The sequence below is a fragment of the Pseudoalteromonas sp. 0303 genome (assembly GCF_013349995.1).
Taxonomy (GTDB): Bacteria; Pseudomonadota; Gammaproteobacteria; order Enterobacterales; family Alteromonadaceae; genus Pseudoalteromonas.
The window spans coordinates 33308-57190 of the sequence record NZ_JABVXF010000015.1; the positions used below are offsets into that span (position 1 = coordinate 33308).

Below are 23883 nucleotides of genomic sequence, written 5' to 3' on the forward strand. Positions count from 1 at the left end.
GATTTATTTTATGCTGAGTAAATAGGCAACGAAGATTTAAAACAGGTGGGCGAAACGGATGAATGCTTTACTTAAATTAATATTACTGTGTTCTCTTTGTTTAAATGGTTACTTTATTTGGCAGCTTTTTAACCCAGCAAAGCCTGTAAAAATAGAAACTGTCGCACCAGCGCCTAAAGTACAAAAAGGCACGGTCTTACCTGCCCACTTCCAGCAAGCAGTTGCACTATTTAGCAATCAGTTATTTGATAAAGCCGTCGCTGAGTACACTCAATTACTTGTGAATGAACCTCGCTATGCAAGGCAGCTAAAGCAAGCTTGGCAACAGCAACTAGAATCATGGCTTTCCCATAAAAAATTCACTTTAAGTGAGCAATTTTTAACGGCCTTTTTAAATAGCCACCCTTACGATGTCACCATGCTTGAACTTGAAGCTAAGCGTTTAATCGCACAAGGTGATACCCAACAAGGTATTATCAATTTACTGGCTCTTAGCAACCAGTTAGACAGCAATGATAAGCAACAGCTTAACAAACAAATAGACGAGCTAAGCACATCCTATATTGATGAACTTATTGCGACGCAACAATGGCAAGCTCTACTTAATAGCAGTCAACAATGGCTTGATTACACGCCTGGCAACGCGCAGTACTTATATAACTATGCATTAGCTAACTATCATTTAGAAGATTATGTCGCGAGCCAAATAACCCTAGATCAACTGCCTGAAGATCATGACTATAAACAACAGGCCGAGCAATTACACCTATTGATTCAACAAGCCTTAGCAGGTGTTGAAGTTATAAAATTAACCGCTCGAGGTTCACATTATTTAGTAAACAGTATTATCAACGATGATATTGAAACCGAACTGATGGTCGACACAGGCGCTAGCTTTACTGTAATCAACCAAACATTATTAAACTCGCTTAACACCCCAGCCAATTTTCTTGGCACACTTAAGGTAAACACAGCTAATGGAATTGTTGAAGCACATCGTTATCAGCTCGAATCATTTCAAGTCGGTCAACAACGTATTAGTAATTTTGAAGTGCTGGTAATAAAAAATCATGCTGGCTATGGCTTATTAGGTATGAACTTTTTAGAGAATTTTAAGTTTAATATCAATCAGCAAGTGAATGAGTTAGAGTTGATAAAGAACAATTTTTAAGGACAAGCAATGACTCTTAACGAATTCCTTGCGACATTAGCAAGCACACCACAGCAAATTGAGTTTACCGATACCATGGCGGTTATAGACAGCAATTATGATTTTACCCCAAGCGGTTTTAACAATCATGGCTTGCTTAGCGAAGCAAATGAAAATAATGGCTCATGTAAAATTTTTGCCTTTGCAAAGCTTAATCAACTAAGTAAACAAAACACCCTAGATTGCTTTGGCGCGTTTTATCGTGATGATGTGTTGCCCAATCCTGAAGGGCAAGACCATATGAACATTCGCACTTTCATGCTTGCCCCTGAGACAACGCCTTTCTTAGGTGTTACTTTTACCGAGCAAGACGTGCTTAAAGCGAAGTGAGTAAAGCTGATATTTAAAGGCTTTTTTCCATAAAATAACGGCAGCCGTCGAGTGGGTAGTTACTCATTTCGTATTTAACTTGGTAGCCGTTGTTTTCGTAAAAGGGTTTAGCTTGGAAATCGAGCGTATCAAGTTGTGCGGTGTTTGCACCAAGCGCTTTAGCTTTACTCTCTAATTCAGCGAGTAATCGTGTCGCAAGCCCTTTACCACGAGTCTTATCATCACACCAAAGCCAGCTGATAAGTAGCCAGTTACCAAATACTTGGCCATGAATACCAGCTACAACAATGTTATGTTTATTAACGAACTTAAAGCCTAAAGGAATACGCTCGGCATTAAAATGCGCGGCGTTGAAAGCAACAATATGTTCTCTGAGCTGGTTGTTTAAATCAGCTGAGTCATCACTTTTTAATTGATACATAGCATACCTATAAAATGTTATGACTCAGTATACGCTTATATCGTTAATCAGTATAAGTGGTTCTTACCATAAGGTACTTCGAGCATATTACTCGCCAGCTTTTCGGGCTGACCGCACATCTCATCATAAGCACTGGTGTGGCGTAAAACCATATCGCCATAACTTAGGTGATCAAGACGTTTTTGAATGTGCAACGGGCTAATATCACGAATAAACTCACCTTGCTCATCAGTGACATAATATTCAACGTTATTGATGACCACAGACACCTGATACAGTGCCATTTCCAACGAGTGAAGGATAACCTTTTGCAGTGGCTGATGATCTGCAAGCTCTGATAACTTGATAGGCATGTGCGTTCCTCTTTGATGGTGGAACTATTTATACGTGATTTTGGTATACTGTGATCAAATTAATTGTACAAAAAGCATCCATGACTGAAAAAGTGCGACTCGCCAAATTTATTGCCCATGCAGGTATCTGCTCTCGAAAGCAAGCATCGCGCTTGATTGACCAAGGTGAGGTAACAGTAAATGGTCGTGCTGCAAATCATATAGATCATGTTGATGAGCACGATGATGTGATTGTACTTGGCGAAAAAATATCAGAAAAAGCGCCACTCACCTACTTTGCGTATAACAAACCCGTTGGTATAGATTGCAAATTAAATGCTGACGACCCAACCAGTCTTATTCATAGTCTACCTAAAACCACTCGGGTTTACCCAATTGGTCGGCTCGACAAAGACTCCCGAGGTTTGTTGATTTTGACCAATGACGGTGAGTTTTGTAATCAACTGATCCACCCTGATTACCACCAACCCAAACGCTATTTAGTTACGGTAGATAAGCCCCTTGATGGCGACTTCTGTGAAAAAATGGCGAGCGGTGTGCCTGTCGATAAACAAATAACCCTCCCTTGCACGGTGACTCAAGTCAACGAAACGCAGTTTTGCATCGTCTTAAAACAAGGCTTAAATCGGCAAATACGAAAAATGGCTCGTTTTTGTGGCTACAAAGTCATCGATCTGTACCGCACAGATATCGCAAAGCTATCACTCACTACGCTGAACTTGCCCGAAGGACAGATAGTCAATATCAAAAAATGTGACATTCTCTAGCAAAAAAGTTTGCATTAATTGATTACGCGTGTAATCTTAAATTAAAGATTACATCTGTAGGCATAAAAATGATTGAACTTTCTAAAGCTGAATTCGAAGTATTAGATGCGGTATGGCTTGGCTACCCAGCCACGGCAAGTGAAGTAATTGCGCGTTTAAGTGACGATAAAGAATGGCACGGAAAAACCATCAAAACGCTACTAAGCCGTTTAGTTAAAAAAGGCGCACTTAGCTTCGAGAAACAAGGCCGCCAATATAACTACACTCCTTGCATCGCCCGTGAAGAATACACATTAAAAGAAAGTCAAAGCTTTATTGAGCGCTTTTTTAATGGCCGTATTGCGCCATTGGTGAGTGGTTTTGCTAAATCAGAGCAACTCTCGCAACATGATATTGATGAGCTAAAAAAGGTCATTGATGACTGGGAAAAACAGCAAAAGTAAGGCTTTGTTATGTTAGATGCATTTTTTAATTGGCTGTTAGAACAACAGCTTTTGATCTCATCTGCAATTTTGTTTTTATTGCTGCTAGAGCGAAAATTATTGAGCCAATTATCAGCACGCTTGGTTTATACGCTGTGGGCACTACTACCTATTAGCTTACTGTTAGCGAACCTGCCAAATCACTTAAAGCCGATACAAAACGACTTTATCAGTAAGCTGACTATCACGCCAAACACAGCAATAATGCCGCAGTTTACGCTCACTTGGTTTGCTATTTATGGCTTTATTAGTGCAGCACTGCTGATCACTGCCATATATTTTCATTTCCGCTTTTTAGCAAAACTGCAATTAGAGCCAATTACGGTTGTTCATCACAACAGCCAAAGTATGCGCTTATACCAAAGCAAACAGGTGAGCTCCCCCATGGTTGTAGGCGTTATTAACACCAAGTTAGTACTGCCTACAAACTATCAAAGCCACTACGATAGCCATGCTTTAGCGCTTATTTTAGAGCATGAATCTGTGCACATTAAACGTAAAGACAATCTAATTAATGCCATCGCTTTGAGTGCCACTATTGTGCAGTGGTTTAACCCAATCGCTTGGCTTGGCTATGCAAGCCTGCGCCGTATTCAAGAGCTTTCATGTGATGAGCAGGTACTCAAAAATAAATCGACAGAGCAACGAATTTTATACAGTAAGGCATTAGTGCACTGTGCAAGCTTTAGCAGAACAGGCTTAATGGCTTATTCACAATACGGAGATAAAAACACCATGTTACAACGTCTAAATCAAATAAAGCAGATCGACAACAGCTCATTTATCGCAAAAACAGCGTTAGTTATTTTTACAACGGGCATGCTTAGCAGCTTTGCCATTGCAAAACAGCCTATGTCAGTTGAAAAGACAAAAGACTATCAAGCGGTTATGCGCGTAGAGCCGATATACCCAATTCAAGCTGCAGAGCAAGGCATTAGCGGTTCAGTCGTTTTGAAATACGATATTTTACCAAGTGGCGCCACCAGCAATGTTAGTGTGGTAAGTGCAGAGCCTGAGAATGTTTTCAATCGAGAAGCGAAAAGAGCCTTAAAACAATGGCAATATGCGCCGTCTGAATCTGGCTTTAAAAACGCCTTAGTACAACTCGATTTCGCCTTAGACGAAAACTATCAAGCAAAGGATTTAATTGAGAAAATTAAAGTTAGCTCTAAGTAAGAGAAGCCATTAAGACCCTAAAGCAAGCGCCTTATTTAAGCCGCTTGCTTTGTGGTTTTTAACTCATTGCCTTGTGACTAGAGGCAAACAGCAATCATCGCCACAGCACAAACATAACCAACAAGCCAAACTAATGAGCGTAAAATATCCTGGTTTATGTAGTAGAAAATACAATACAACACGCGGGCGATAACATGCATAATCGCCAGGATTTCAGTCACCTGATAGATATTATTACTACCGATTACCACCGCCAGCGCTACTGCAAAAATAATCAGAGATTCAAAGCTATTTTGATGTGCTGCTAATGCACGAGCACCAAAGCCGGTTAGTTTAGCTTGTTGTTCACGCGGATGCTTATTGTCGTAGCCTGACAACTTATTTTGTGCAAAAGCCACGGGGGCTTTAGCTAAATAAGGTATGAGCACTGCGATGAGTGCGCAGATAATCAATGTGGTCATGATACTTCCTTATCTTTTAACTGTAATAGCTCACCCTACCGCAAACAAAAAAAAGCCGCTACTTAAAACAGCAGCGGCCAGCAATAGCATCATTGTCACTATAGTCTAAAGCCAACATAAAAGCCCTGCGGCATATTGTCACAGCTGAGTTTTTCTCAAGTTGGTCGATAAGCTAATGCTCTCATACTTTGGTTTTGTTACTCTAAGCGCCTCTCCTTATTAATTTATTTTCAATATGACTTGGATTTTCTTAACCATTTTTGCAGCTTTTATGCAGTCGTGGCGCAACGCTCTGCAAAGTAAACTCAGTGCAACAGTGAGTGTTGCCGGGGTAACGCTTGCTCGCTTTATCGTTGCCAGCCCAATTGCTGCTCTGTATTTATTTGTACTTTATCAGTATCAAGACGCCGCACTTCCTGATTTTAACCTAGCTTTTATTGGCTACATTGTTGGCGCCAGTATCGTCCAAATCGTTGCCACTGGTTTGATGGTAAAACTGTTTAAAATGAATAACTTTGCAGTCGGTGCAGGGCTTGCTAAAAGTGAAGCGCTAATGGCGGCCATTTTAGGTGTAATGTTCTTTGGCTCAGCACTATCACTGCTAGGTTGGGTTGGCGTATTTATTGGTGCAATTGCGGTATTGCTATTAAGTGGCATCGCGAATATTAAACACTTTAATTTGGGCACTGCACTGCTTGGGCTTGCTTGTGGTACTTCTTTTGCTCTTTCATCTTCATGGATCCGTGAAGCAAGTTTAAATTCAGGGCTGACTTTCCCGCACTCGGCCGCTTGGGTATTGGTACTGATAATCAGCTTACAAACGTTGATGCTGTGCGTTTATATTGCCCTCAAAGAGCGCGATACATTTAAGAAAATGTGGCATCACAAAGGCACCACGACCGCTGTTAGTGTGTGTAGCTGTTTAGGTTCCATCGGTTGGTTTAGCGCCATGAGCTTGCAGCATGTTGCTTATGTAAAAACACTGGGGCAAATTGAAGTATTTTTTACCATTATGGTATCGATTCTTTGGCTAAAACAACCGCTAAAACGCCAAGACACGGCGGGGCTTGTGTTAATTGCACTGGCTGCCATTCTGGTAATGCTACCCAACTAGGTGCGTTTCTAGTCATTAAAAAAGCGGCTATTGCCGCTTTTTTAATGACTAATTTTTAGGGTTATTACACCACTAATTATCAGCAGTACTCCGGCAATGCGGCCAAATGTGGCGGCATCACCATAAAATAAAATACCGACCAAGAAAGTGCCCGCTGCACCGATTCCTGTCCATACAGCATAGGATGTCCCCATCGGAATATCCTTCTGCGCCAACCACAACATAAAGCCACTAGCGACCATAAAGGCGATGGCTATCGCAATGCCTAACCAGCGACTGTCTGGCTGTTGAGACATCTTAAGGCCAACAGGCCAGCCAATTTCTAATAGACCTGCGACAATTAAATACAACCACGCCATTAGTGATCTCGCTTTTTCAAGATCACGTCATACAAATCTTCACGGCGGTCTTTTAAGTTCCTGACGGTACCTTCACTGTGAAGAATTTTCAGTTTATCCATATCTAAATCACTAAATAACAGCATTTCGGTATTCGGTGTTGCTTCATTCAAGGTCGCATCATGCGGGAACGAGAAGTCAGAAGGAGTAAGCACTGCTGATTGCGAATACTGTACGTCTAAACTTTCTACCTCTGGTAAGTTACCAACCGAACCTGCAATCACAACATAACATTCATTTTCAATTGCACGTGCTTGCGCACAATGACGAACACGTAAGTAACTGTTTTTAGTATCCGTCCAAAATGGCACGAACAAAATATCCAGCCCTTGCTTAGCGAGAATACGCGACAGCTCAGGGAACTCAACATCGTAACAAATTTGAATACCGACACGACCCGCATCCGTTTCAAATACGGCAATTTTGTCACCACCTTGGATCACCCAATCATTTTGCTCATGGGGCGTAATATGAATTTTGCGCTGCTCATCAATTTTACCGCTACGGTGGCATAGGTAGCTGACATTATAAATTTTGTCATCTTCAGCAAGCGGCATGGAACCTGTGATAATATTGGCATTGTATTCAACCGCCATGCGCGACATCGCATCACGGAATGTTTCGGTGTACTCGGCCAGATAGCGAATGGCTTCCGTTTGATTACTTTGCTCAGTGAGACCCATTAACGGGGCATTGAAAAACTCCGGAAACAGAATAAAGTCACTTTTATAGTCAGACACCGTATCAACAAAGTATTCCACTTGCTTGAGCAGCTCCTCAACAGACTCAACACAGCGCATTTGCCACTGTACGGCACCGACACGGACAATTGATTTGGTCGACTCAAGTACTGTATCAGTCGGCTCAAACATAATGTTATTCCACTCAAGTAAAGTGGCATAACCAACTGACTCCTGATCTTCAGGCAGATATTTTTTAAGTAAACGTTTAACTTGGAAGTCATTAGATAGCTGAAAGCTTAAAATCGGATCGTACAGTTCTTTATGGTCAACTTTTTCGATGTACTCCATCGGCGACATCTCTGCACTGTGATTGTAATAACGCGGAATACGCCCACCCGCTAAAATAGCGCGTAAGTTATACTGACGACACAGCTCTTTACGTGCATCGTATAAGCGACGACCCAATCGCATCCCTCGGTGAGTTGATGAAATCACTACATCTAGACCATAAAGTGCATCACCTTCAGGATCACTAAATACTCGGTCGTGACCATCAACAATATCTTCGTAGGTATGTGGGTTAGAAAAGCGCGCGTAATCGACCTGTACACTCAAGGCGATACCCACTAAAACACCATCGTCAACAATGCCTATTTGCCCTTCCGGAAACTGGTCTATCAACCTAAAAATAGTGTGACTTGGCCAAGCACCTCCAAGCCCTGGGTACGCTTGATCCATGAGGGTCTTTATTTGTGGGTACTGTTCTTTGGTTAGATTACAGATCTCTAAATGCGTTTTTTCCGCCGGCATAGCTACTCCTTTTAAGGCACGAGAGAATAATCACAGCAAACATTGCTCAGCATGTTTCTTGATTAGCTTTAACTAGAGTGGCATCAAATGCCCACTCTGCCAAGCCCCAAAGCCTAACAAACATGATGTGAACAAACGCTTAGCTTCATTCATAAACATCAGCGACAAGCGTTTACAAAGCAAATTCGAGCAATTATAAACCTGCATTGCTCAACTTTTCATCTATAATTATGCTACTCTCCGCGTGTATTTGAGGTTGGATTGATCAAACACTTATTAAAACAATCAAAGCAATCTGGCTTAGAAGAGATTGAACACGTAAAATTTCTGATTATTTGTAAAATCGCCTATTTCGCGCTGATAGTTCATGTATTGCTTATCCCCGTATTTGCTCACATAGGGGCTATTACGCTTGCTTTAGTGAATATTTTGAGTGTGCTTGCTTGGGCAAGCGGTATTTTCTTAATTAAGCAAGGACTGACTTCACTGGCACTTAGAGTATTTTGCCTTGAAGTAATTATTCATGCGGTAATTGTCTGTGCCACCCTTGGCTTAGGCGCAGGGTTCCAGTTTTACCTATGGACCGTGTCTTGTATTTTAATGATCGATTATCAATTAACCTTTAAGCGTGCAGCTTTATATAGCTTAGTGATGATTGCGATATTCGCCCTGCTATATGTATTTTTTTCAGATGTTCAGTACGGCTTTGCTTACCCAGAGTTACTACCACATGTAAATGTAATCAATATTATTATTGCCGGTTTACCTATGGTCTATGGCATGGGTCTAATCAGAGAAATCACTTTGTCACAAAGGGTTGAGTTAACAGAAATGGCAGCCCGCGACCCTCTCACCAAGCTCTATAACCGCCGTTTTGCTAAAAAATTAATTACCGCAGCACATCAAAAAAGTATTGAGCAAGAGAGCAATCTTTGTATTGTTATGGCTGATATTGATAAGTTTAAAAGTATTAACGACAATTACGGCCATGATAAGGGAGATACAATACTCATTAATATTGCGAAGCTAATTCGCCAATTCATTAATGATGACGATATTGCCGTACGCTGGGGTGGCGAAGAGTTTTTAATTTTATTAACCAACACTGATGCAAAACAAGCCTTCGCAAAAATTGAAACTTTACGTATCAAAATCGCCGAACTAAAAGCGCATCATGAATTCCCTGATCTCAATGTCACGATGAGTTTTGGGCTTATTGAATGGCAACCGCTCGCTTCAATAGAAAAAATGCTGCAACACGCCGATGAAGCGCTGTATAAAAGTAAGCATGCAGGGCGCAACCAAACAACTATTGCTAAAGGCCATCGCCCTGCTTTCAAAGATGCTGATGCGGTTAATTAACCGCATCTATGGTGATACTGTGGGCAATCTCCTGCGGTAATAATGGCGTTAAACCATTACTGACATAATCGTTAAACCCGGCACGATAAAATTCTGACAATGGATGTCCCGACTGCCCACCCGGAATAGCCATTATAGCTTTATCTAAGTGCCCAGGTTGAACAATAAAGCGCTGTGAAGCACCAAAGCTACGTCCTTGCACCGAAGGCATAAAAGTATCACCAAACCCAGGCTCCGTAGGCATATTCAATAAGCTTTTCAGTGCGGGTATTTGCTTGGCAAATGGGTGCTCAATCACTAATTCGTTAACCTTGCCCCACTCCCAGCTATGCGGGTTGTTACCATACTGCTCGGTTAGTTTAGTGATAACGCGGTCAAAAGCTCCTATCATTTGTTGTTGCCAGTTTGCATACTCAGGGTTTAACCATGCCTGAGGCTGCGCTTCGATAAGTTGCCAAACAGCAGGTTCTAAGTCTCGTTTTACTGGTTTTAAGCTACTGTCGAGGGCTTTTAGCTTATTCTCTAATGGGCTAAATAAGCCGTTAATCACTTCACTGCGGTAGCGCTTTACTAAGGTGTAGCCAATTGAGTCGCTACAAGCACACGCCTGCCAATTATTTAGCTCTTTTAAATACAGGGCATATTTATCGCCTGCAGTGCTAAGCTGTTTGACCAGCAGTTTATGCCAAGCCGTTAAGAAACGCGCTTCGTTATCATGTTGTAAGTCATAAAAATCTTGTTCGTTGAACTGTTGTTTTTCAAATAAGCGGTCGCGAATTTGTGCCGAGCGAGCCCCCATGGCATAAGCACCATTACCAAAGCGCTGGTCATCCTCTGCGGAAACAACGCGTGAGTTGCCCGTCCATAAACGGCCACTTTCTGGGTTTTTAACAAATGGGCGCTGGGTTTCGTTTTCGTGCCACTGTGCAGGATACGCTTGCTCAGCCACAGCTAATTGATGGGGCTCTTTACGGGCAGGCACGGCTCCCATATTCTTCCAAGCTGCATTACCTTTATCATCAACAACCATCAGATTTTGTACAGGAATACCCACCTCAGCAGCAAGCGCTAGTGCATCATCAACCGTGTTTGCCTGCTCAAGCTTAAGTAACTCCATATCAACCGCATACTCATGGTGAGCAACCCAACTTAGTGCATAAGGTTTGCCGTTAATTTCTTTAACTGGGCCATACTCACTCATGGTTAAAGCGTAATTTTCGATGTTGCCGTCATTGAGTAAGATAGGTTCATCTATCTGCCAGGTTTTCTCTTTACTCTCAAGGGCTATCCAATCGGCTGTATCTAAATAACCATTGGTGAATCCCCACGCTATCTTATTATTAGTACCAACAACAATGGCAGGAGCGCCTGGTAAAGACACGCCAGTGATTTGCTGCATTTCTCCATTGAGTGGGTAATTGAGCTGAGCACGGTACCAAATGATTGGCACAGCAAACGATAAGTGCATATCGTCAGACAACATCGCAGCACCAGTTTCAGTTAACTGCCCAGTAACCGCCCAGTTATTACTGCCTAACTCTTTACGGTCTGCAATTTCAGTCATAGCCCATTGAGGGTCTTTGAGATTAGGAATACCGCCGTCATAAGGCGCTAATTGGCTGTTGTCGAGTGCCGCTTGATAAAGGCTAGGCTGAGTAATAAAGTCGACCATCGCCTTACCATATAAATCTTCGATTTCGATCAGTGTTTTGTCGCGCTCAAAGGTGGCCGTTTGTAAATCTAAATACATACTAAAAATGATTAGTAAGCTGTCTTCGCTTTGCCAAGGTTTTGCTTCAGCGCCTGTGAGTAAATATTCAAAGCTATCGAAACCCACTTGCGCATGGCCTTCATTAACCCCATTCGCGTACGCTTTTAATAGCGCTTTATCTTTAGCAGGTAACTGCGCGACAGCAATCTGACTGCGTTTACGTAACTGATGAAAGCGCATTTTTTTATCAAGCCCAACCGCGGCTTTGCCAAATAACTCACTAAGCTCACCTGCAGCATTACGGCGCAGTAAATCCATTTGAAAGAATCGGTCCTGACCATGAGCAAAACCAAGAGCATAGGCTGCATCTAATCGGTTTTCGGCATGAATAATAGCTTGCCCCAACGTGTCTCGCTCAATCTTAACTGATTGCGAAATCGCGTCGCTTTTACCGCGACCATCAAGTGCCGGTAAACTTAAGTTTAGTACACCATAAACAAGCCCGGTTGCGAGTAACACCACCACGAACAAACCTATGAGTAACCATTTGATTATCTTAAACATGCCAATTATCCTTGCGCCAGAGTAACACTGTATTAACCTGGTATATTAACCTGAGTTTTGTGAAAGAATAGTGTTGCGATACAAATAATTGAAATTAGTACTCTTAGTTTGCTGTTCATTGTTAATTACCAAAGAAATTGTCTATAGTAGGTAGATAGTATAAAACCTGATATTTCTCATGCCGCTAGCGACCGATACAGATAATAAAAAACTACAAAAACTGAAGCTAGCCTTCTGGTTTTCACTTGCCTGTATCATCGTGATTGGCCTTGTAATCGACCAAATTAATTACAGCCGCGAGAAAGATGCTTTTCGAGCCCAGGAGCTGGCAAAAGTAAGCGCCTATCGTGCAGAGCTTGAAGCCACCTTAATATCTAACATTCAACTTGTACGCGGCTTGGCGGTTGCCGTTTCAGCCGAGCCCAATTTAGACCAAAGCCGCTTCACGCAAATTGCTAGCCCCTTATTTTCAACCTCCTCAGAGCTTAGAAACATCGGCGCAGCCCCTGATATGGTTATTCAGATGACTTATCCTCTTGTGGGTAATGAGAAATCTATCGGGCTAAACTTTTTAGAAAACCCAGCGCAGCGTGATGACGCAATTAAAGCGCGAGATGAAAACCGTATTGTTATGGCCGGCCCCTTAGAGTTGGTGCAAGGTGGTCAAGCATTAATAGCAAGAATGCCCGTATTCACTCCACCAGAACTCACTTTTTGGGGGCTGCTGTCAGTTGTCCTCGATATAGATAAAATCTACACAAACTCGGGGTTAATCGCGCTAAGTCAGCACTATGATATTGCCCTGCAAGGCAGGAATGGCCTTGGTGCTAAAGGTGATTTTTTCTACGGTTCACAGGAAGTGCTCAACACCGACCCTCTGAGCTTTAGAATTAACTTTCCAGGTGGTGAGTGGCAGATGTACACCACACCAAAATCTGGATGGCAGCCACCAAGTTCTGCTATTTGGCCGCTTAGACTGGCCATTATTTTATTCTGTATCTTGTTTGCTGGCGCCTCTGTATTCTTTTTACGCATGGTCGAAAGACAGTACAAAAGCGAACGTATGTTAGAAACCATGAGTAGCCTTGCTAAAGTCGGCGCTTGGTCTTTTAATCTAGAGACAAAAACCGTCTATTGGTCTGATATGACCAAGCAAATTTTTAAGTTTCCTCTTAATGTACAGCCAGAGTGGCCTGCTAACTTTACACATTTCAAAGCTGGTGAAAGCCGAGATAAAATTCGTCGCCTTAACGAGCGCGCAATCAAGTATGGTGAGAGTTTTGAGACCCAAGTTCAAATCATCACTGCTGAAGGTGATGAAGTTTGGGTACTGTTACATGGTGAAGCCGAGCATAAAAATGGCCGTTGTATAAAGCTATTTGGCTCACTGCAAAATATTGATACCCGTAAGCGGGTTGAGCTCGAAAATAACAAAATAGCCTTACATAACGAGATTTTAGCGTCTCTCACTGTTAATGATGCCGTTCTGACAGGTAACCTTAACTTATCTAAACATGTGATTGTGCAAGCAATTTGTCACGCTTTTGATATTGATCGCGCTAGTATTTGGCTATTTAGTGACGATCGCCAATCGCTCAATACCTTTGCTATTCACGACCAAAGCCAGCCTGAATTTAGCGAGCCGATTTCACTACAACAGTTTGAATTTCAGAATTATTTTGATGCCATTAACAATCACGCTGTAATTAATGCCAGTGATGCACAGCAACATCCTCTGACGAGTGACTTACGCAGCAACTACCTTGATTGGTTTAATATACGCTCAATGCTGACTGTAATAATCCCTACTGGTAGCAAAACTATGGGGGTTGTGTGCGCCGAAAAGTGTCATAACCGCAGACATTGGAGTAAAAATGAGAAAAGCTTTTTAATCGCTGTTGCGGCATTAATAGGTAGTTTACACGCCAGTCAGCGCCGCATAGAGACAGAACAGCAACTAGTTCAAGCGAAAGAAGCAGCAGAACAAGCCGTAAAAGCCAAAAGTGAATTTTTAGCAAGCATGAGTCATGAGATCCGCACCCCTATGAATGGCGTGATCGGGATGCTCAATATCATCAAACAAACCAAACTAGATACCCAACAAAACCACCATATAGATTTGGCGCAATCATCGGCCGAATCACTATTGCATATCATTAACGATATTTTAGATTTCTCTAAAATTGAGGCCGGTAAGCTCGATATTGAAAATGTGAGCTTCAATGTATCAAAACTACTTGGCGATACTATCGAATCGTTTGCCATTAAAGCAGAACAAAACAATACCAAGTTACTGCTAGATACCACACAACTTAATCACGGCTTTATCATTAGCGACCCAAATCGGATTAGACAAATCATCAATAACCTAGTTAGCAATGCGGTTAAATTCACAAAAGATGGTGAAATTATCGTCATCGCCAAACTCGAGACAAGCGACGAAGAATTATTCTTGAACTGCTCTGTTATTGATTCGGGTGTGGGGATTAAGCCCGAAAAGCAAGCCACTCTATTTGACTCGTTCACTCAAGCTGATGCATCAACTACACGCCAATATGGCGGGACAGGGCTTGGCCTTGCGATAGTAAAACAGCTGTGCCATTTAATGGGGGGTGATGTCAGTGTGGTTAGTTCATACGGAGAAGGCAGCACCTTTAATTTTACTGTAAAAGTTAAGCGTGATCACTCAAAGCAAGTACCAGAGCCAAGCCATATTATAGATAAAAAGCATATTTTAATTGCTGATGATTGTAAGCTCAGTATCAATATTGCCAAAAAACAATTGCAGCTATGGGGAGCAGAGGTCGAGACCTATAGTGATATGCCAAGCTTACTTAATCGTGCTGCAATGCAAAACGATAAAGACTGCGATGCAATTTTAGTGGATTATCAGTTTTATAGCAGCGCAACAAAAGAGCACCAACAAGCATTCTTAAAATACTTTAATGCCACCCACTGTAAACGGATTTTGATGGCACCAATGAGTCTCACTGAAAAACAAACGAGACAAACATTAAAAGTTGAGAGTATTATCTTTAAACCATTAACACAGTCTGATTTATTTAACTCACTGGCTAACGACAAATACATTGAACAGCAACAGGTTAATAAAGAAGCCTTAATAACCAAGGCCGTGACCAGTAGCGATAATACTGAGTCGCAAGTCTTACTGGTTGAAGATAACAAAGTAAATCAGATGGTGGCGGGTTCTTTGCTAAAACAAGCCGGCCTTAGTTTTGATATTGCCGAAAATGGTCTTGAAGCGATTGCAAAACTTTCGAGCCGGGAGCAAAGCCCTTATCAATTAGTGTTAATGGATTGCCAAATGCCAGAAATGGATGGCTACCAAGCAACGCGAGCCATTCGGGCAGGTGAAGCAGGCGCAGCTCATCAAGGGGTTAATATCGTTGCTCTAACAGCAAACGCGATGCAAGGTGACAAGGAGCGTTGTTTAAACGCAGGTATGAACGATTATGTCACCAAACCTCTTAAGTTTGACTCGCTCAATAAAAAGTTAACAGTGTGGCTAAGCACTGAAGAATAAAAAGAGAGTAAACCCATGCAATTATCATCAATACAACAACGCGTTATTGGCTGCTTACTCGAAAAGCAAAGTACAACACCCGAACATTATCCGTTATCTTTAAATTCACTGACTAATGCATGTAATCAAAAATCTAACCGTGAACCTGTACTGTCTCTCACTGAAGCGCAAGTACAAGATACCCTCGATGAGCTTATTGAATCACGCTTAGTGACGGTTGATGAAGGGCTATCTGGGCGTGTAAATAAATATGCTCACCGCTTTTGTAATACCGAATTTGGCAGTTTGCAATTTACAGAGCAGCAACGCGCCATTATCTGTTTGTTACTGTTACGTGGCCCGCAAACACCAGGCGAACTGAGAACTCGCAGCAACCGCCTCGCTGAGTTCAGTAACGTCAATGAAGTCGAAGCCGCATTAAACGCACTCATTGAACAAGAACATGTTGCACGCTTATCACGAGAGCCCGGCAAGCGAGAGAGCCGCTACATGCACTTATTTGTTGACCCAGACAGCATTACTGAGGACATGGCTGCTAATGAGCCAGTTCAAGATAACAGTAGTGAAGTGCAACAATTACGAAGCGAAATCGAAGATCTTAAGCAACAAATTAACGCAATAAAAGCGCATTTAGGTCTTTAATAAAAACCGCGCCCGTAACATAATATAGTTCTTGCCTCTCATCAGAGGTGGCCCTCAAAACGCTGACAACCACAACGAAAAATAGGAGCTCTACCATGCGTGCCGACATTCTGGCGGAAATGAAAGTCCAACCAACTATTGATGTAAAAGCGGAAATTACCCGTCGTGTTAACTTTCTTAAAAGCCGACTTATTGCTGCGCACTCTCGCTCACTTGTATTAGGGATCAGTGGCGGTGTTGACTCATCAACCTGTGGCCGTTTATGCCAATTAGCGGTTGATGAATTAAACCAAGAACATAACACCAACGAATATCAATTTATTGCTGTGCGCTTACCTTACGGCGTACAAGCAGATGAAGACGAAGCACAACTAGCCGTAGATTTTATTCAACCAAGTAAGCGTATGACGGTTAACATTAAAGCGGCTGTCGATGGCATGCATGAACAAGCAATGGCAGCGGTTGTTGGTGGTGGTGCTGAATTACCAGAGCAAGCTAAAATCGACTTTATCAAAGGTAATGTAAAAGCACGCCAACGCATGGTTGCGCAGTATGAAATTGCCGGTTTCAGCCAAGGCTTAGTTGTTGGTACCGATCACAGTGCTGAAAACATCACTGGCTTCTACACAAAATTTGGTGATGGAGCATGTGACCTAGCACCTTTATTTGGCTTATCAAAGCGTCAAGTTCGTGCGCTTGCTGAGCACTTAGGGGCACCAGCTGTATTGGTTCACAAAGCACCAACGGCCGACTTAGAGTGTGATCGCCCAGGTCTAACTGACGAAGAAGCGCTTGGTCTAACGTACGATCAAATTGATGATTTCTTAGAAGGTAAAGAAGTCAGCAATGAAGTCGAAGAAAAGCTAACAGCAATTTACTTACGTACTCAACATAAGCGCCAAGCGATCCCAACGGTATACGACGAACTTTAAAAACGGTTAAAACACTAAAAGGGCAATAATAATTGCCCTTTTTCCTTCCTCGTACAGACCCTTAGCAATATTCAAAACCTTCAATCACTCATTATCGGCCGCGCTAAATGATCTAGAGCGCTATGCTTGACGTAAAAGTTAGCAACATGATTGCAGTAAAGATGAAATAGTTCTGTAATTTGGTTTATAGTTGTTACAGTTAAATACATTACATTTCAAATCAAAAATCTAAGGTTTTATATTAGTTTATGTCATCGCCCATTTTAATTACTGGCGCAGGCCAACGTATTGGACTCGCTCTGGCCGAGCACTTTTTAGCGCAAGGGCAAGAAATCATAGTCACTTACCGTACCCGCCATGAAGCAATTGATGTGCTTGCAGGTAAAGGCGCTATTTGCATCCATGCTGATTTTAATAGTGACCAAGCTATCGGGCATTTTATCGAAGAATTAAAAACCCATACCAACCAGCTCAAGGCAATTATCCATAATGCGTCTAGCTGGGATTGCGAAGCAAATAACCACGATTACGCAGACCTGTTTGATAACATGATGCGTATCCACGCCAAAGCGCCCTATTTAATTAATTTAGCAGCTTCTGATTTGCTACTGCATTATCAACAAAACAGTGGCCAAGCCGCAGATATTATTCACCTAACCGATTATGTGGTTGAAAAAGGTAGCCCTAAGCATCTTGCTTATGCAGCAAGTAAAGCGGCGCTTGATAATTTAACCAAGTCGTTTGCCGCTAAATTTGCACCCGCCATTAAAGTGAATGCTATCGCTCCCTCGCTTATTATTTTTAACGAGCACGATAGCGACGAATACAAGGCAAAAACATTAAAGAAATCGCTAATGGGCATTGAGCCCGGCTGCGCCGAGATTATTAACAGCGTAGAACTATTACTAAACAGTCACTACATCACAGGTCGCTCTATGCCTGTTGATGGTGGCAGACATTTAAAATAACGAATTACTGAGAAAGCTATGCACGATGATTTAAAAAACAGTTACCAACAAATAATTACCGCGGTAGGTGAAGATCCTGCTCGTGAAGGATTACTCGACACGCCAAAACGCGCAGCAAAAGCGATGGAGTATCTGACTAAAGGCTATCGTCAAACATTAGATGAAATTACCAATAATGCGGTATTCACTTCAGATGCCGATGACATGGTATTGATCCAAGACATTGAGCTTTACTCTATGTGTGAGCATCACTTGCTGCCATTTGTTGGCCGCTGCCATATTGCTTATATTCCTGATGGCAAAGTGCTTGGTTTATCTAAGTTTGCGCGAATTGTTGATATGTATGCCCGTCGTTTCCAAATTCAAGAACAATTAACCCATCAAATTGCTAAAGCAGTTGAAGAAGTAACTGGTGCGAAAGGTGTTGGCGTAATCGTTGAAGCAAAACACATGTGTATGATGATGCGCGGCGTTGAAAAGCAAAACTCAAGCATGCGTACATCAGTTATGCTAGGTAACTTCAGAGCCGATCCAAAAACCCGTAACGAGTTCTTACAACTAGTTAGAGGGTAATGATGGCCAACGCAATTATTAATGTCACTAACCTCAGGCTACGAACCTTTATTGGTTTTAACCCTGAGGAACGTGAGAAAAAGCAAGATGTAGTGATTAATTTAGAAATTCATTACCCTGCGGATCAAGCTTGTGAAACTGATGCGGTTGATAAGGCGCTAAACTACAAGACCATCACCAAAGAAGTGATCAGCCTTGTCGAAGAAGGCCACTTTTTGCTGTTAGAAAAATTGGTTGCTGAAATTTTAGCAATTTGCCACCAGCATCAAAGTGTTCACTATGCCAAAGTGCGTGTCGATAAACCTCACGCGCTGCGCTTTGCGGATTCTGTATCACTGACCCTAGATTGGCAAAAAAGCTAGAATAAGGGCGTGTTCACCTTTGTGGATTAAAATTTGTTCACTCTAGGGGCGATTTAATCGCGGCGCGAGATTTGTAACCTAATGGGCTAAGTAAAAATCGAGCAACAAAGAGTTAATCGCCCCTAGGAAGAACCCGAAGGGCAGCGCGTGTTTGGCATTGATGCTGCGTTATCACCTATTTATGTGAAACAACCACACTACATAGGCTCTGCCTTGTCTAAATACCAAACACACCTGCTGCAAAATTAATCATAAAAGGTAAACACGCCCTAGTCCTACCGCAAAGGCAAGCACAGCTAAATAACGTGCGCCTTTGCCTAGGGTCACGAGCAACAAAAAGATTGAAAACTTAACCCTAAAAATTCCGCCAACAACCGTTAAAGGGTCGCCGACAATAGGCAGCCAAGCAAACAACAAACTGTAAATACCGTACTTATTGAATTGCTGTTCGGCTTTGTCTATCGAGTTTTGTGAAACGGGAAACCATTTACGGTCTTTAAATCGCATGACTTGCGTGCCCAGCCAATAATTAACACAGCTCCCAAGCACATTACCCACGGTTGCACTTAGCCATAACAACCAAAGTAGATAATCACCACTGGCTATCATAGCTGTCATCACTAATTCTGAAGAGCTAGGTAATAAGGTTGCGGAAATAAACGCGCTGAGAAATAACGATAAGTAGGCCATAAACATCACATAAAAAAGCTCAGCAAATGGCTGAGCTTTTAGTATATGGCAATTAGTTTACTTTATAAATTCTATCGCCATTGGATATTTAACTTCTTTACCATCGTTGGCTTTAATCGCCGATACGACCACCATAATCAATGAGAATAGCGCTACTAATGGCAGCAGAATGACACCAACGACAACAAACATCAGCATAAAACACACAATGTAAGCAATCATCATGGTTAATTGGAAGTTTAATGACTTGCGACCATGCTCAGCTACAAGTGGCATTTCTTCTTTTTTTACAAGCCAAACAATCAAAGGCCCAATCACCGAGCCAAACGGGAAAAGTAAGCCAGCTAAGGCACTTAAGTGACAAAACATTGCCCATGTGCGCTGCTCTTTATCTGCCACAATTATTTCAACTTTTTGATTATCATCCATTTTAAATTCCTTGTTATGGGTCTGTTTGTCTCTCTACTATAAACCTTAATGACCTTTTACCCTAGCTAAATTGGTTAAATTTAATACTCTCGACCAACACTAAAGACTGTAATCAACGTTGTGATAAAAATGTGATAACTTCGTGAGGGTTTCTGGATATTGCTATTCGATACTGGTTTTGAATCATCAAAAACAGGAATCTAACATGAAAGCTTTACCTTTAACTTTGTTCGCTGCATGCGCAGTAACCAGCCTTGCAAGCCAAGCCGCTGAGCTTGATATAAAACTAACTAACCTGACGCAAGGTTTACACTTTACCCCTATCCTCATTACAGCTCATAACAGTGACAGCAAACTTTTCAGCGTTGCTATGCCTGCTTCTACAGCCCTACAGACTATGGCTGAAGGTGGTAATCTCGAGCCATTAATGACTGAAGCCACAGCCGCAAACAGCGACATGGTTGCCAATCCAGCTGAAGGTTTACTGGCACCAGCAAGCTCAACGATGGCGAGCTTATCCACCAGCGATGGCAATAACTACTTATCTCTAACAGCCATGCTACTGCCTACCAATGATGGCTTTGTAGGTTTAGATAGTTGGATGATCCCAACAGAAGCTGGTACCTACACCGTTTATCTCAATGCCTATGATGCGGGCACCGAAGCCAATGATGAGCTTGTTGTTGAGGGCTCAGGCATGCCGGGCACGCCAGGTATTCCTGCTGCACCGGGTGGCAATGCGGGTATGAATGGCAGCGGCGTCACCAGTAGCGAAACGAATATGATGGTGCATATTCATCCGGGTAACTTAGGCGACGACGATTTAGAAGCGGGGATGAGTGACCTCGATAACACCGTACACAGATGGTTAAACCCAGTTGCGATGCTAACAGTTACGGTTAAATAGGAGGTTATTATGCGCTTTTCAAAAAGCTTAATTATCCTCGCATTGAGTGCCAGCCTTGCGGCCTGTGGGGATTCAGATAATAACGAGGTGGAAGTAACAGATCCTGTAATGCCCGTTATGAGCTATGAATTTACAGTACAAGTTACGAATTTAACCAATGCCCAACCATTGTCACCGATTGCAGCCATTGCTCACTCTGAGGGTATGCTTTGGCAAATAGGTGAACCAGCTTCAGCTGCGCTCGAATTAATGGCTGAAGGAGGAGATAACAGTGAATTATTAGCAACTGATTTTGCAATGGCCTCAAGCTCAGCTGAGAGTCCACTCCCTCCAGGAGAGCAAGTCACTTTAATGTTGAGCACGGAGCAGCTTGATGAATTAAAAATCAGCTTAGCGACCATGTTGGTGAATACAAATGACGCGTTTACCGGTCTGAATGCTATAGACGTGTCTTCGTTAGCGGTAAATGAGTCACTGTCACGTACTAGTTTTGCCTATGATGCAGGCACCGAAGCTAACTCTGAAGCAGCTGGGACAATCCCCGGCCCTGCTGATTCTGGCGAAGGTTACAACGAAATGCGCGACGATATTGACCGTGTTGCAATGCACCCAGGTGTGGTCAGCCAAAATGATGGCCTGACAAACTCAGTGCTCACCAGCCAGCATAAGTTTGATAACCCGGTAGCTCGGTTCACCATAACGCGGACGCAATAATAATCGCACTCCTTACACCGAGGTCATAAGGATGTGCCTCTGTGATTTGGAGTGAGCAATGCGCCAAGAAAAATTATTAATCGTCGAAGATGATAGAGCAATACGCCAACTTATCAGCACACAATTGCACTGCCTAAACTTACATATTGATGAAGCCTCGAGCGCAGAGGCTGCAATAAAGAAGCTTGCCAGCTCAAGTTATGGCTTAGTACTGCTTGATATTAACCTGCCAGAAATGGATGGCTTGAGCTTATGTCGCAAAATAAAAGAACACTACCCAAGTATTGCCGTTATTTTACTGACCGCACTCAGTAGCGATATGGACAGAGTGATTGGTTTGGAAATGGGTGCTGATGATTACATTTGCAAGCCGTTCTTTGCTAGAGAGTTACAAGCACGAATAAAAACACAATTACGGCATAGGTCACAACTTATAGCAGCTCAATCACACCATGAGGATAGCGCTCAAGCTGCAATTCAACTTGGAGAACTACACATTGAATTTGCCAGCCACCAAGCATTTTTAGCTGACCAAGCAATTAACTTAACCGCCACCGAATTCGATTTACTGGTCTATTTTGCTAAACACCCAAACCATGTTTTTAGCCGCCAACAGTTACTTGACCAAGTATGGGGTTATCAACACAGCGGTTACGAGCATACGGTCAATTCCCATATAAACCGTTTACGCAGTAAGTTTGAGCAACATCACCCTGCAACCTTTATCGAAACAGTCTGGGGGGTAGGTTATAAACTAAATCCAGGTCAGTTGAGTGCAAACTTATGAAATCAATGACGCTTTATCAAAAACTTGCTTGGTCTTTGGTAATTATTTTTAGCCTATTGTGCGCACTCGTTTTAAATTGGAGTAAGCAATTAGAACAAAGCTCGGTACATCATGCTCAGCAAAACTTGCACCTCCAACTAGCCGAACATTTAGTGCATGACAACCCACTGATCAAACAAGGTGTGTATGACTATGAAGCACTAGAAAACTTATTTCACACACTGATGATACTTGGTCCTGCATTTGAGTTTTATTTTGTAGACCCAGAAGGCCATTTACTGACTTATTCAGCTAAACCAGGGCAAGTCGTTAGGCAGCAAATAAACTTAACCCCAATACAGCAGCTACTCGACAATCCAACTGCCACACCAATTTATGGTGACGATCCGCGTAGCAAGGATGGCGTAAAAATATTTTCGACCGCGCCCGTTTATAATCAGCAGCAACTGCAAGGTTATTTATACGTAATTATTGGCGGGCAAGCTTACGATACAACCCTTAAAAACATTAAAGCCAATGATAACCTTTGGCTTGCCGCAATGTGGTTTGTAGCCGCCTTAGTTGCACTCTTTATTGCGATGTTGCTGTTATTTCGGTTTTTCACCTTACCGTTAAAAAAACTCAATAAAGAACTTAATAAAATAGAAGCGGCTAACTACAGACTAACCAAAATGTCATTGGACTCTAGCTATACGGCTCATGATGAGATTGGCAATTTAAGCAAAGGCGTCAATGCCATGCTGGCGCGCATTGATGAGCAGTTTCAGTCATTACAGCACGCTGATAGACAACGCCGTGAGTTGCTCACTCATTTATCACACGATTTACGTACGCCGCTCTCTTCACTGCACGGCTTTTTGGAGGTGATCAATAAACCGGATAGCCACTTAAACGAGCCTGAGCAACGTCATTATCTCAACCTTGCAATGGATAACTGCCAGCAACTAAAACAGCTGATTGAACAAATTTTTGAGCTGGCTAATTTAGAGTGCGGCCAAGTGAAAATACAATCCGAGACCTTTAATTTGGGCGAGTTGATTTATGATTGTGTAGCAAAGCTTGCTCTAACAGCGCAATCAGCAGGCATTTCACTCAAGGTTATTCCCGAAATTTGCGATTTTACCGTGACGGCAGACATCGCAAAATTAGAGCGGGTGCTTACAAACTTAATCGAAAATGCCATTCGGCACACACCAAATGGCGGTGAAATTGCCGTTAAGGTTAGCCAGCAAAGTGATCAGTTATACGTGGCAGTGTCTGATACCGGGGTTGGTATTCATGAGGATGAACTCAATGCGATTTTCGAACCTCATTACCAAGCACGTAATAGTATAAAACGAGGCTCAACAGGCTTAGGACTCGCTATTTGCAAGCAACTGCTCACCCTAATGGATAGTGAAATAAACGTAAAAAGTACCTTAGGAAAAGGCAGTGAATTTCGTTTTAATTTAGCTATGCAGGCACCCGCTTAATCACGGATGCCTGTGTTGTTA

General features: G+C 42.4%; 25 protein-coding genes. 17 read left to right on the top strand and 8 right to left on the bottom strand.

Annotated elements, in window-relative coordinates; translation table 11 throughout:
• The first annotated feature begins 58 nt into the window (after positions 1–58).
• A complete protein-coding gene (locus tag HUS62_RS11470) occupies positions 59–1171 on the top strand; it encodes a retropepsin-like aspartic protease (RefSeq protein WP_175079618.1) in 1113 nt (370 codons plus the stop codon).
• Positions 1172–1180: 9 nt separating this feature from the next.
• On the top strand, positions 1181–1540 hold the full coding sequence (locus tag HUS62_RS11475) for a HopJ type III effector protein (RefSeq protein ID WP_175079619.1): 360 nt from the start codon (positions 1181–1183) through the stop codon (positions 1538–1540).
• 13 nt (positions 1541–1553) lie between these two features.
• On the opposite strand, the gene HUS62_RS11480 is transcribed toward HUS62_RS11475, so the two are convergent.
• The gene (locus tag HUS62_RS11480) at positions 1554–1961 is read right to left on the bottom strand and encodes an N-acetyltransferase (protein WP_175079620.1); all 408 of its coding nucleotides are present in this window, start codon (positions 1959–1961) and stop codon (positions 1554–1556) included.
• A gap of 47 nt (positions 1962–2008) precedes the next feature.
• The gene (locus HUS62_RS11485) at positions 2009–2314 is read right to left on the bottom strand and encodes a DUF6482 family protein (RefSeq protein WP_062566248.1); all 306 of its coding nucleotides are present in this window, start codon (positions 2312–2314) and stop codon (positions 2009–2011) included.
• Positions 2315–2394: 80 nt separating this feature from the next.
• Here HUS62_RS11485 and HUS62_RS11490 point away from each other — a divergent pair, with 80 nt between their 5' ends.
• From HUS62_RS11490 to HUS62_RS11500, 3 genes are all read left to right on the top strand, one after another.
• A complete protein-coding gene (locus HUS62_RS11490; protein ID WP_175079656.1) occupies positions 2395–3081 on the top strand; it encodes a pseudouridine synthase in 687 nt (228 codons plus the stop codon).
• Between the two features lie 68 nt (positions 3082–3149).
• Positions 3150–3524 carry a BlaI/MecI/CopY family transcriptional regulator gene (locus tag HUS62_RS11495; RefSeq protein ID WP_175079621.1) on the top strand — a complete coding sequence of 125 codons (375 nt, stop codon included), beginning with the start codon at positions 3150–3152 and terminating at the stop codon, positions 3522–3524.
• Between the two features lie 9 nt (positions 3525–3533).
• A complete protein-coding gene (locus HUS62_RS11500) occupies positions 3534–4739 on the top strand; it encodes a TonB family protein (RefSeq protein ID WP_175079622.1) in 1206 nt (401 codons plus the stop codon).
• A gap of 77 nt (positions 4740–4816) precedes the next feature.
• Here the strand turns inward: HUS62_RS11500 and HUS62_RS11505 are convergent, their stop codons facing one another.
• Positions 4817–5200, bottom strand: a complete 384-nt coding sequence (locus tag HUS62_RS11505) for an MAPEG family protein (protein ID WP_175079623.1) — start codon at positions 5198–5200, stop codon at positions 4817–4819.
• A gap of 235 nt (positions 5201–5435) precedes the next feature.
• Here HUS62_RS11505 and HUS62_RS11510 point away from each other — a divergent pair, with 235 nt between their 5' ends.
• The gene (locus HUS62_RS11510) at positions 5436–6314 is read left to right on the top strand and encodes a DMT family transporter (protein ID WP_175079624.1); all 879 of its coding nucleotides are present in this window, start codon (positions 5436–5438) and stop codon (positions 6312–6314) included.
• A gap of 41 nt (positions 6315–6355) precedes the next feature.
• On the opposite strand, the gene HUS62_RS11515 is transcribed toward HUS62_RS11510, so the two are convergent.
• Together HUS62_RS11515 and HUS62_RS11520 are read right to left on the bottom strand one after the other, a co-directional pair.
• Positions 6356–6673 carry a multidrug efflux SMR transporter gene (locus tag HUS62_RS11515; protein WP_175079625.1) on the bottom strand — a complete coding sequence of 106 codons (318 nt, stop codon included), beginning with the start codon at positions 6671–6673 and terminating at the stop codon, positions 6356–6358.
• The gene (locus HUS62_RS11520) at positions 6673–8205 is read right to left on the bottom strand and encodes a carbon-nitrogen hydrolase family protein (protein ID WP_055199243.1); all 1533 of its coding nucleotides are present in this window, start codon (positions 8203–8205) and stop codon (positions 6673–6675) included. Before HUS62_RS11520 ends, HUS62_RS11515 begins: the two co-directional genes overlap by 1 nt.
• A gap of 261 nt (positions 8206–8466) precedes the next feature.
• Between HUS62_RS11520 and HUS62_RS11525 the strand changes: the two genes are divergently transcribed.
• Positions 8467–9567: a GGDEF domain-containing protein gene (locus HUS62_RS11525; RefSeq protein ID WP_220095020.1), complete on the top strand. Its 1101-nt coding sequence runs from the start codon at positions 8467–8469 to the stop codon at positions 9565–9567.
• Here the strand turns inward: HUS62_RS11525 and HUS62_RS11530 are convergent.
• A complete protein-coding gene (locus tag HUS62_RS11530; RefSeq protein ID WP_175079626.1) occupies positions 9560–11842 on the bottom strand; it encodes a penicillin acylase family protein in 2283 nt (760 codons plus the stop codon). The genes HUS62_RS11525 and HUS62_RS11530 overlap by 8 nt on opposite strands.
• A 178-nt stretch (positions 11843–12020) precedes the next feature.
• Between HUS62_RS11530 and HUS62_RS11535 the strand changes: the two genes are divergently transcribed.
• The 6 genes from HUS62_RS11535 to folX all read left to right on the top strand — a co-directional run bounded on the left by HUS62_RS11535 (position 12021) and on the right by folX (position 18863).
• The gene (locus HUS62_RS11535) at positions 12021–15386 is read left to right on the top strand and encodes a response regulator (RefSeq protein WP_175079627.1); all 3366 of its coding nucleotides are present in this window, start codon (positions 12021–12023) and stop codon (positions 15384–15386) included.
• Positions 15387–15401: 15 nt separating this feature from the next.
• Positions 15402–16028 carry a YceH family protein gene (locus tag HUS62_RS11540; RefSeq protein WP_175079628.1) on the top strand — a complete coding sequence of 209 codons (627 nt, stop codon included), beginning with the start codon at positions 15402–15404 and terminating at the stop codon, positions 16026–16028.
• A 95-nt stretch (positions 16029–16123) separates the two neighbouring features.
• Entirely contained in the window at positions 16124–16960 is an 837-nt protein-coding gene (gene nadE / locus HUS62_RS11545; RefSeq protein WP_054563697.1) for an ammonia-dependent NAD(+) synthetase, read from the top strand.
• Positions 16961–17208: 248 nt separating this feature from the next.
• Entirely contained in the window at positions 17209–17928 is a 720-nt protein-coding gene (gene folM, locus HUS62_RS11550) for a dihydromonapterin reductase (RefSeq protein ID WP_175079629.1), read from the top strand.
• Between the two features lie 18 nt (positions 17929–17946).
• Positions 17947–18501 (top strand): GTP cyclohydrolase I FolE, encoded by a 555-nt coding sequence (gene folE / locus HUS62_RS11555; protein ID WP_058585381.1) that lies wholly within the window; start codon positions 17947–17949, stop codon positions 18499–18501.
• 2 nt (positions 18502–18503) lie between these two features.
• Positions 18504–18863: a dihydroneopterin triphosphate 2'-epimerase gene (gene folX, locus HUS62_RS11560; protein ID WP_054554637.1), complete on the top strand. Its 360-nt coding sequence runs from the start codon at positions 18504–18506 to the stop codon at positions 18861–18863.
• Positions 18864–19112: 249 nt separating this feature from the next.
• Here the strand turns inward: folX and HUS62_RS11565 are convergent, their stop codons facing one another.
• The gene (locus HUS62_RS11565; protein ID WP_175079630.1) at positions 19113–19553 is read right to left on the bottom strand and encodes a YqaA family protein; all 441 of its coding nucleotides are present in this window, start codon (positions 19551–19553) and stop codon (positions 19113–19115) included.
• 57 nt (positions 19554–19610) lie between these two features.
• A complete protein-coding gene (locus HUS62_RS11570) occupies positions 19611–19982 on the bottom strand; it encodes a DUF4870 domain-containing protein (RefSeq protein WP_054563699.1) in 372 nt (123 codons plus the stop codon).
• Positions 19983–20187: 205 nt separating this feature from the next.
• On the opposite strand from HUS62_RS11570, the gene HUS62_RS11575 reads away from it, so the two are divergent.
• The 4 genes from HUS62_RS11575 to HUS62_RS11590 are packed head-to-tail and all read left to right on the top strand — an operon-like array spanning position 20188 to position 23862.
• A complete protein-coding gene (locus HUS62_RS11575; RefSeq protein ID WP_175079631.1) occupies positions 20188–20889 on the top strand; it encodes a spondin domain-containing protein in 702 nt (233 codons plus the stop codon).
• 9 nt (positions 20890–20898) lie between these two features.
• Entirely contained in the window at positions 20899–21603 is a 705-nt protein-coding gene (locus HUS62_RS11580; protein WP_175079632.1) for a spondin domain-containing protein, read from the top strand.
• A gap of 58 nt (positions 21604–21661) precedes the next feature.
• A complete protein-coding gene (locus HUS62_RS11585; RefSeq protein WP_175079633.1) occupies positions 21662–22390 on the top strand; it encodes a response regulator transcription factor in 729 nt (242 codons plus the stop codon).
• Positions 22387–23862 carry a HAMP domain-containing sensor histidine kinase gene (locus HUS62_RS11590; protein ID WP_175079634.1) on the top strand — a complete coding sequence of 492 codons (1476 nt, stop codon included), beginning with the start codon at positions 22387–22389 and terminating at the stop codon, positions 23860–23862. Before HUS62_RS11585 ends, HUS62_RS11590 begins: the two co-directional genes overlap by 4 nt.
• The last annotated feature ends 21 nt before the right edge of the window (positions 23863–23883 follow it).

Bases quoted from the DNA above. Each gene is read 5' to 3' on its own strand.
- HUS62_RS11535 (WP_175079627.1), top strand. From the start codon at position 12,021: ATGCCGCTAGCGACCGATACAGATAATAAAAAACTACAAAAACTGAAG.
- HUS62_RS11485 (WP_062566248.1), bottom strand. From the start codon at position 2,314: ATGCCTATCAAGTTATCAGAGCTTGCAGATCATCAGCCACTGCAAAAG.
- nadE (WP_054563697.1), top strand. From the start codon at position 16,124: ATGCGTGCCGACATTCTGGCGGAAATGAAAGTCCAACCAACTATTGAT.
- HUS62_RS11565 (WP_175079630.1), bottom strand. From the start codon at position 19,553: ATGGCCTACTTATCGTTATTTCTCAGCGCGTTTATTTCCGCAACCTTA.
- HUS62_RS11570 (WP_054563699.1), bottom strand. From the start codon at position 19,982: ATGGATGATAATCAAAAAGTTGAAATAATTGTGGCAGATAAAGAGCAG.
- HUS62_RS11490 (WP_175079656.1), top strand. From the start codon at position 2,395: ATGACTGAAAAAGTGCGACTCGCCAAATTTATTGCCCATGCAGGTATC.
- HUS62_RS11520 (WP_055199243.1), bottom strand. From the start codon at position 8,205: ATGCCGGCGGAAAAAACGCATTTAGAGATCTGTAATCTAACCAAAGAA.
- HUS62_RS11495 (WP_175079621.1), top strand. From the start codon at position 3,150: ATGATTGAACTTTCTAAAGCTGAATTCGAAGTATTAGATGCGGTATGG.
- HUS62_RS11540 (WP_175079628.1), top strand. From the start codon at position 15,402: ATGCAATTATCATCAATACAACAACGCGTTATTGGCTGCTTACTCGAA.
- folE (WP_058585381.1), top strand. From the start codon at position 17,947: ATGCACGATGATTTAAAAAACAGTTACCAACAAATAATTACCGCGGTA.
- HUS62_RS11505 (WP_175079623.1), bottom strand. From the start codon at position 5,200: ATGACCACATTGATTATCTGCGCACTCATCGCAGTGCTCATACCTTAT.
- folX (WP_054554637.1), top strand. From the start codon at position 18,504: ATGGCCAACGCAATTATTAATGTCACTAACCTCAGGCTACGAACCTTT.
- HUS62_RS11585 (WP_175079633.1), top strand. From the start codon at position 21,662: ATGCGCCAAGAAAAATTATTAATCGTCGAAGATGATAGAGCAATACGC.
- folM (WP_175079629.1), top strand. From the start codon at position 17,209: ATGTCATCGCCCATTTTAATTACTGGCGCAGGCCAACGTATTGGACTC.
- HUS62_RS11500 (WP_175079622.1), top strand. From the start codon at position 3,534: ATGTTAGATGCATTTTTTAATTGGCTGTTAGAACAACAGCTTTTGATC.
- HUS62_RS11470 (WP_175079618.1), top strand. From the start codon at position 59: ATGAATGCTTTACTTAAATTAATATTACTGTGTTCTCTTTGTTTAAAT.
- HUS62_RS11580 (WP_175079632.1), top strand. From the start codon at position 20,899: ATGCGCTTTTCAAAAAGCTTAATTATCCTCGCATTGAGTGCCAGCCTT.
- HUS62_RS11590 (WP_175079634.1), top strand. From the start codon at position 22,387: ATGAAATCAATGACGCTTTATCAAAAACTTGCTTGGTCTTTGGTAATT.
- HUS62_RS11480 (WP_175079620.1), bottom strand. From the start codon at position 1,961: ATGTATCAATTAAAAAGTGATGACTCAGCTGATTTAAACAACCAGCTC.
- HUS62_RS11575 (WP_175079631.1), top strand. From the start codon at position 20,188: ATGAAAGCTTTACCTTTAACTTTGTTCGCTGCATGCGCAGTAACCAGC.
- HUS62_RS11510 (WP_175079624.1), top strand. From the start codon at position 5,436: ATGACTTGGATTTTCTTAACCATTTTTGCAGCTTTTATGCAGTCGTGG.
- HUS62_RS11475 (WP_175079619.1), top strand. From the start codon at position 1,181: ATGACTCTTAACGAATTCCTTGCGACATTAGCAAGCACACCACAGCAA.
- HUS62_RS11530 (WP_175079626.1), bottom strand. From the start codon at position 11,842: ATGTTTAAGATAATCAAATGGTTACTCATAGGTTTGTTCGTGGTGGTG.
- HUS62_RS11515 (WP_175079625.1), bottom strand. From the start codon at position 6,673: ATGGCGTGGTTGTATTTAATTGTCGCAGGTCTATTAGAAATTGGCTGG.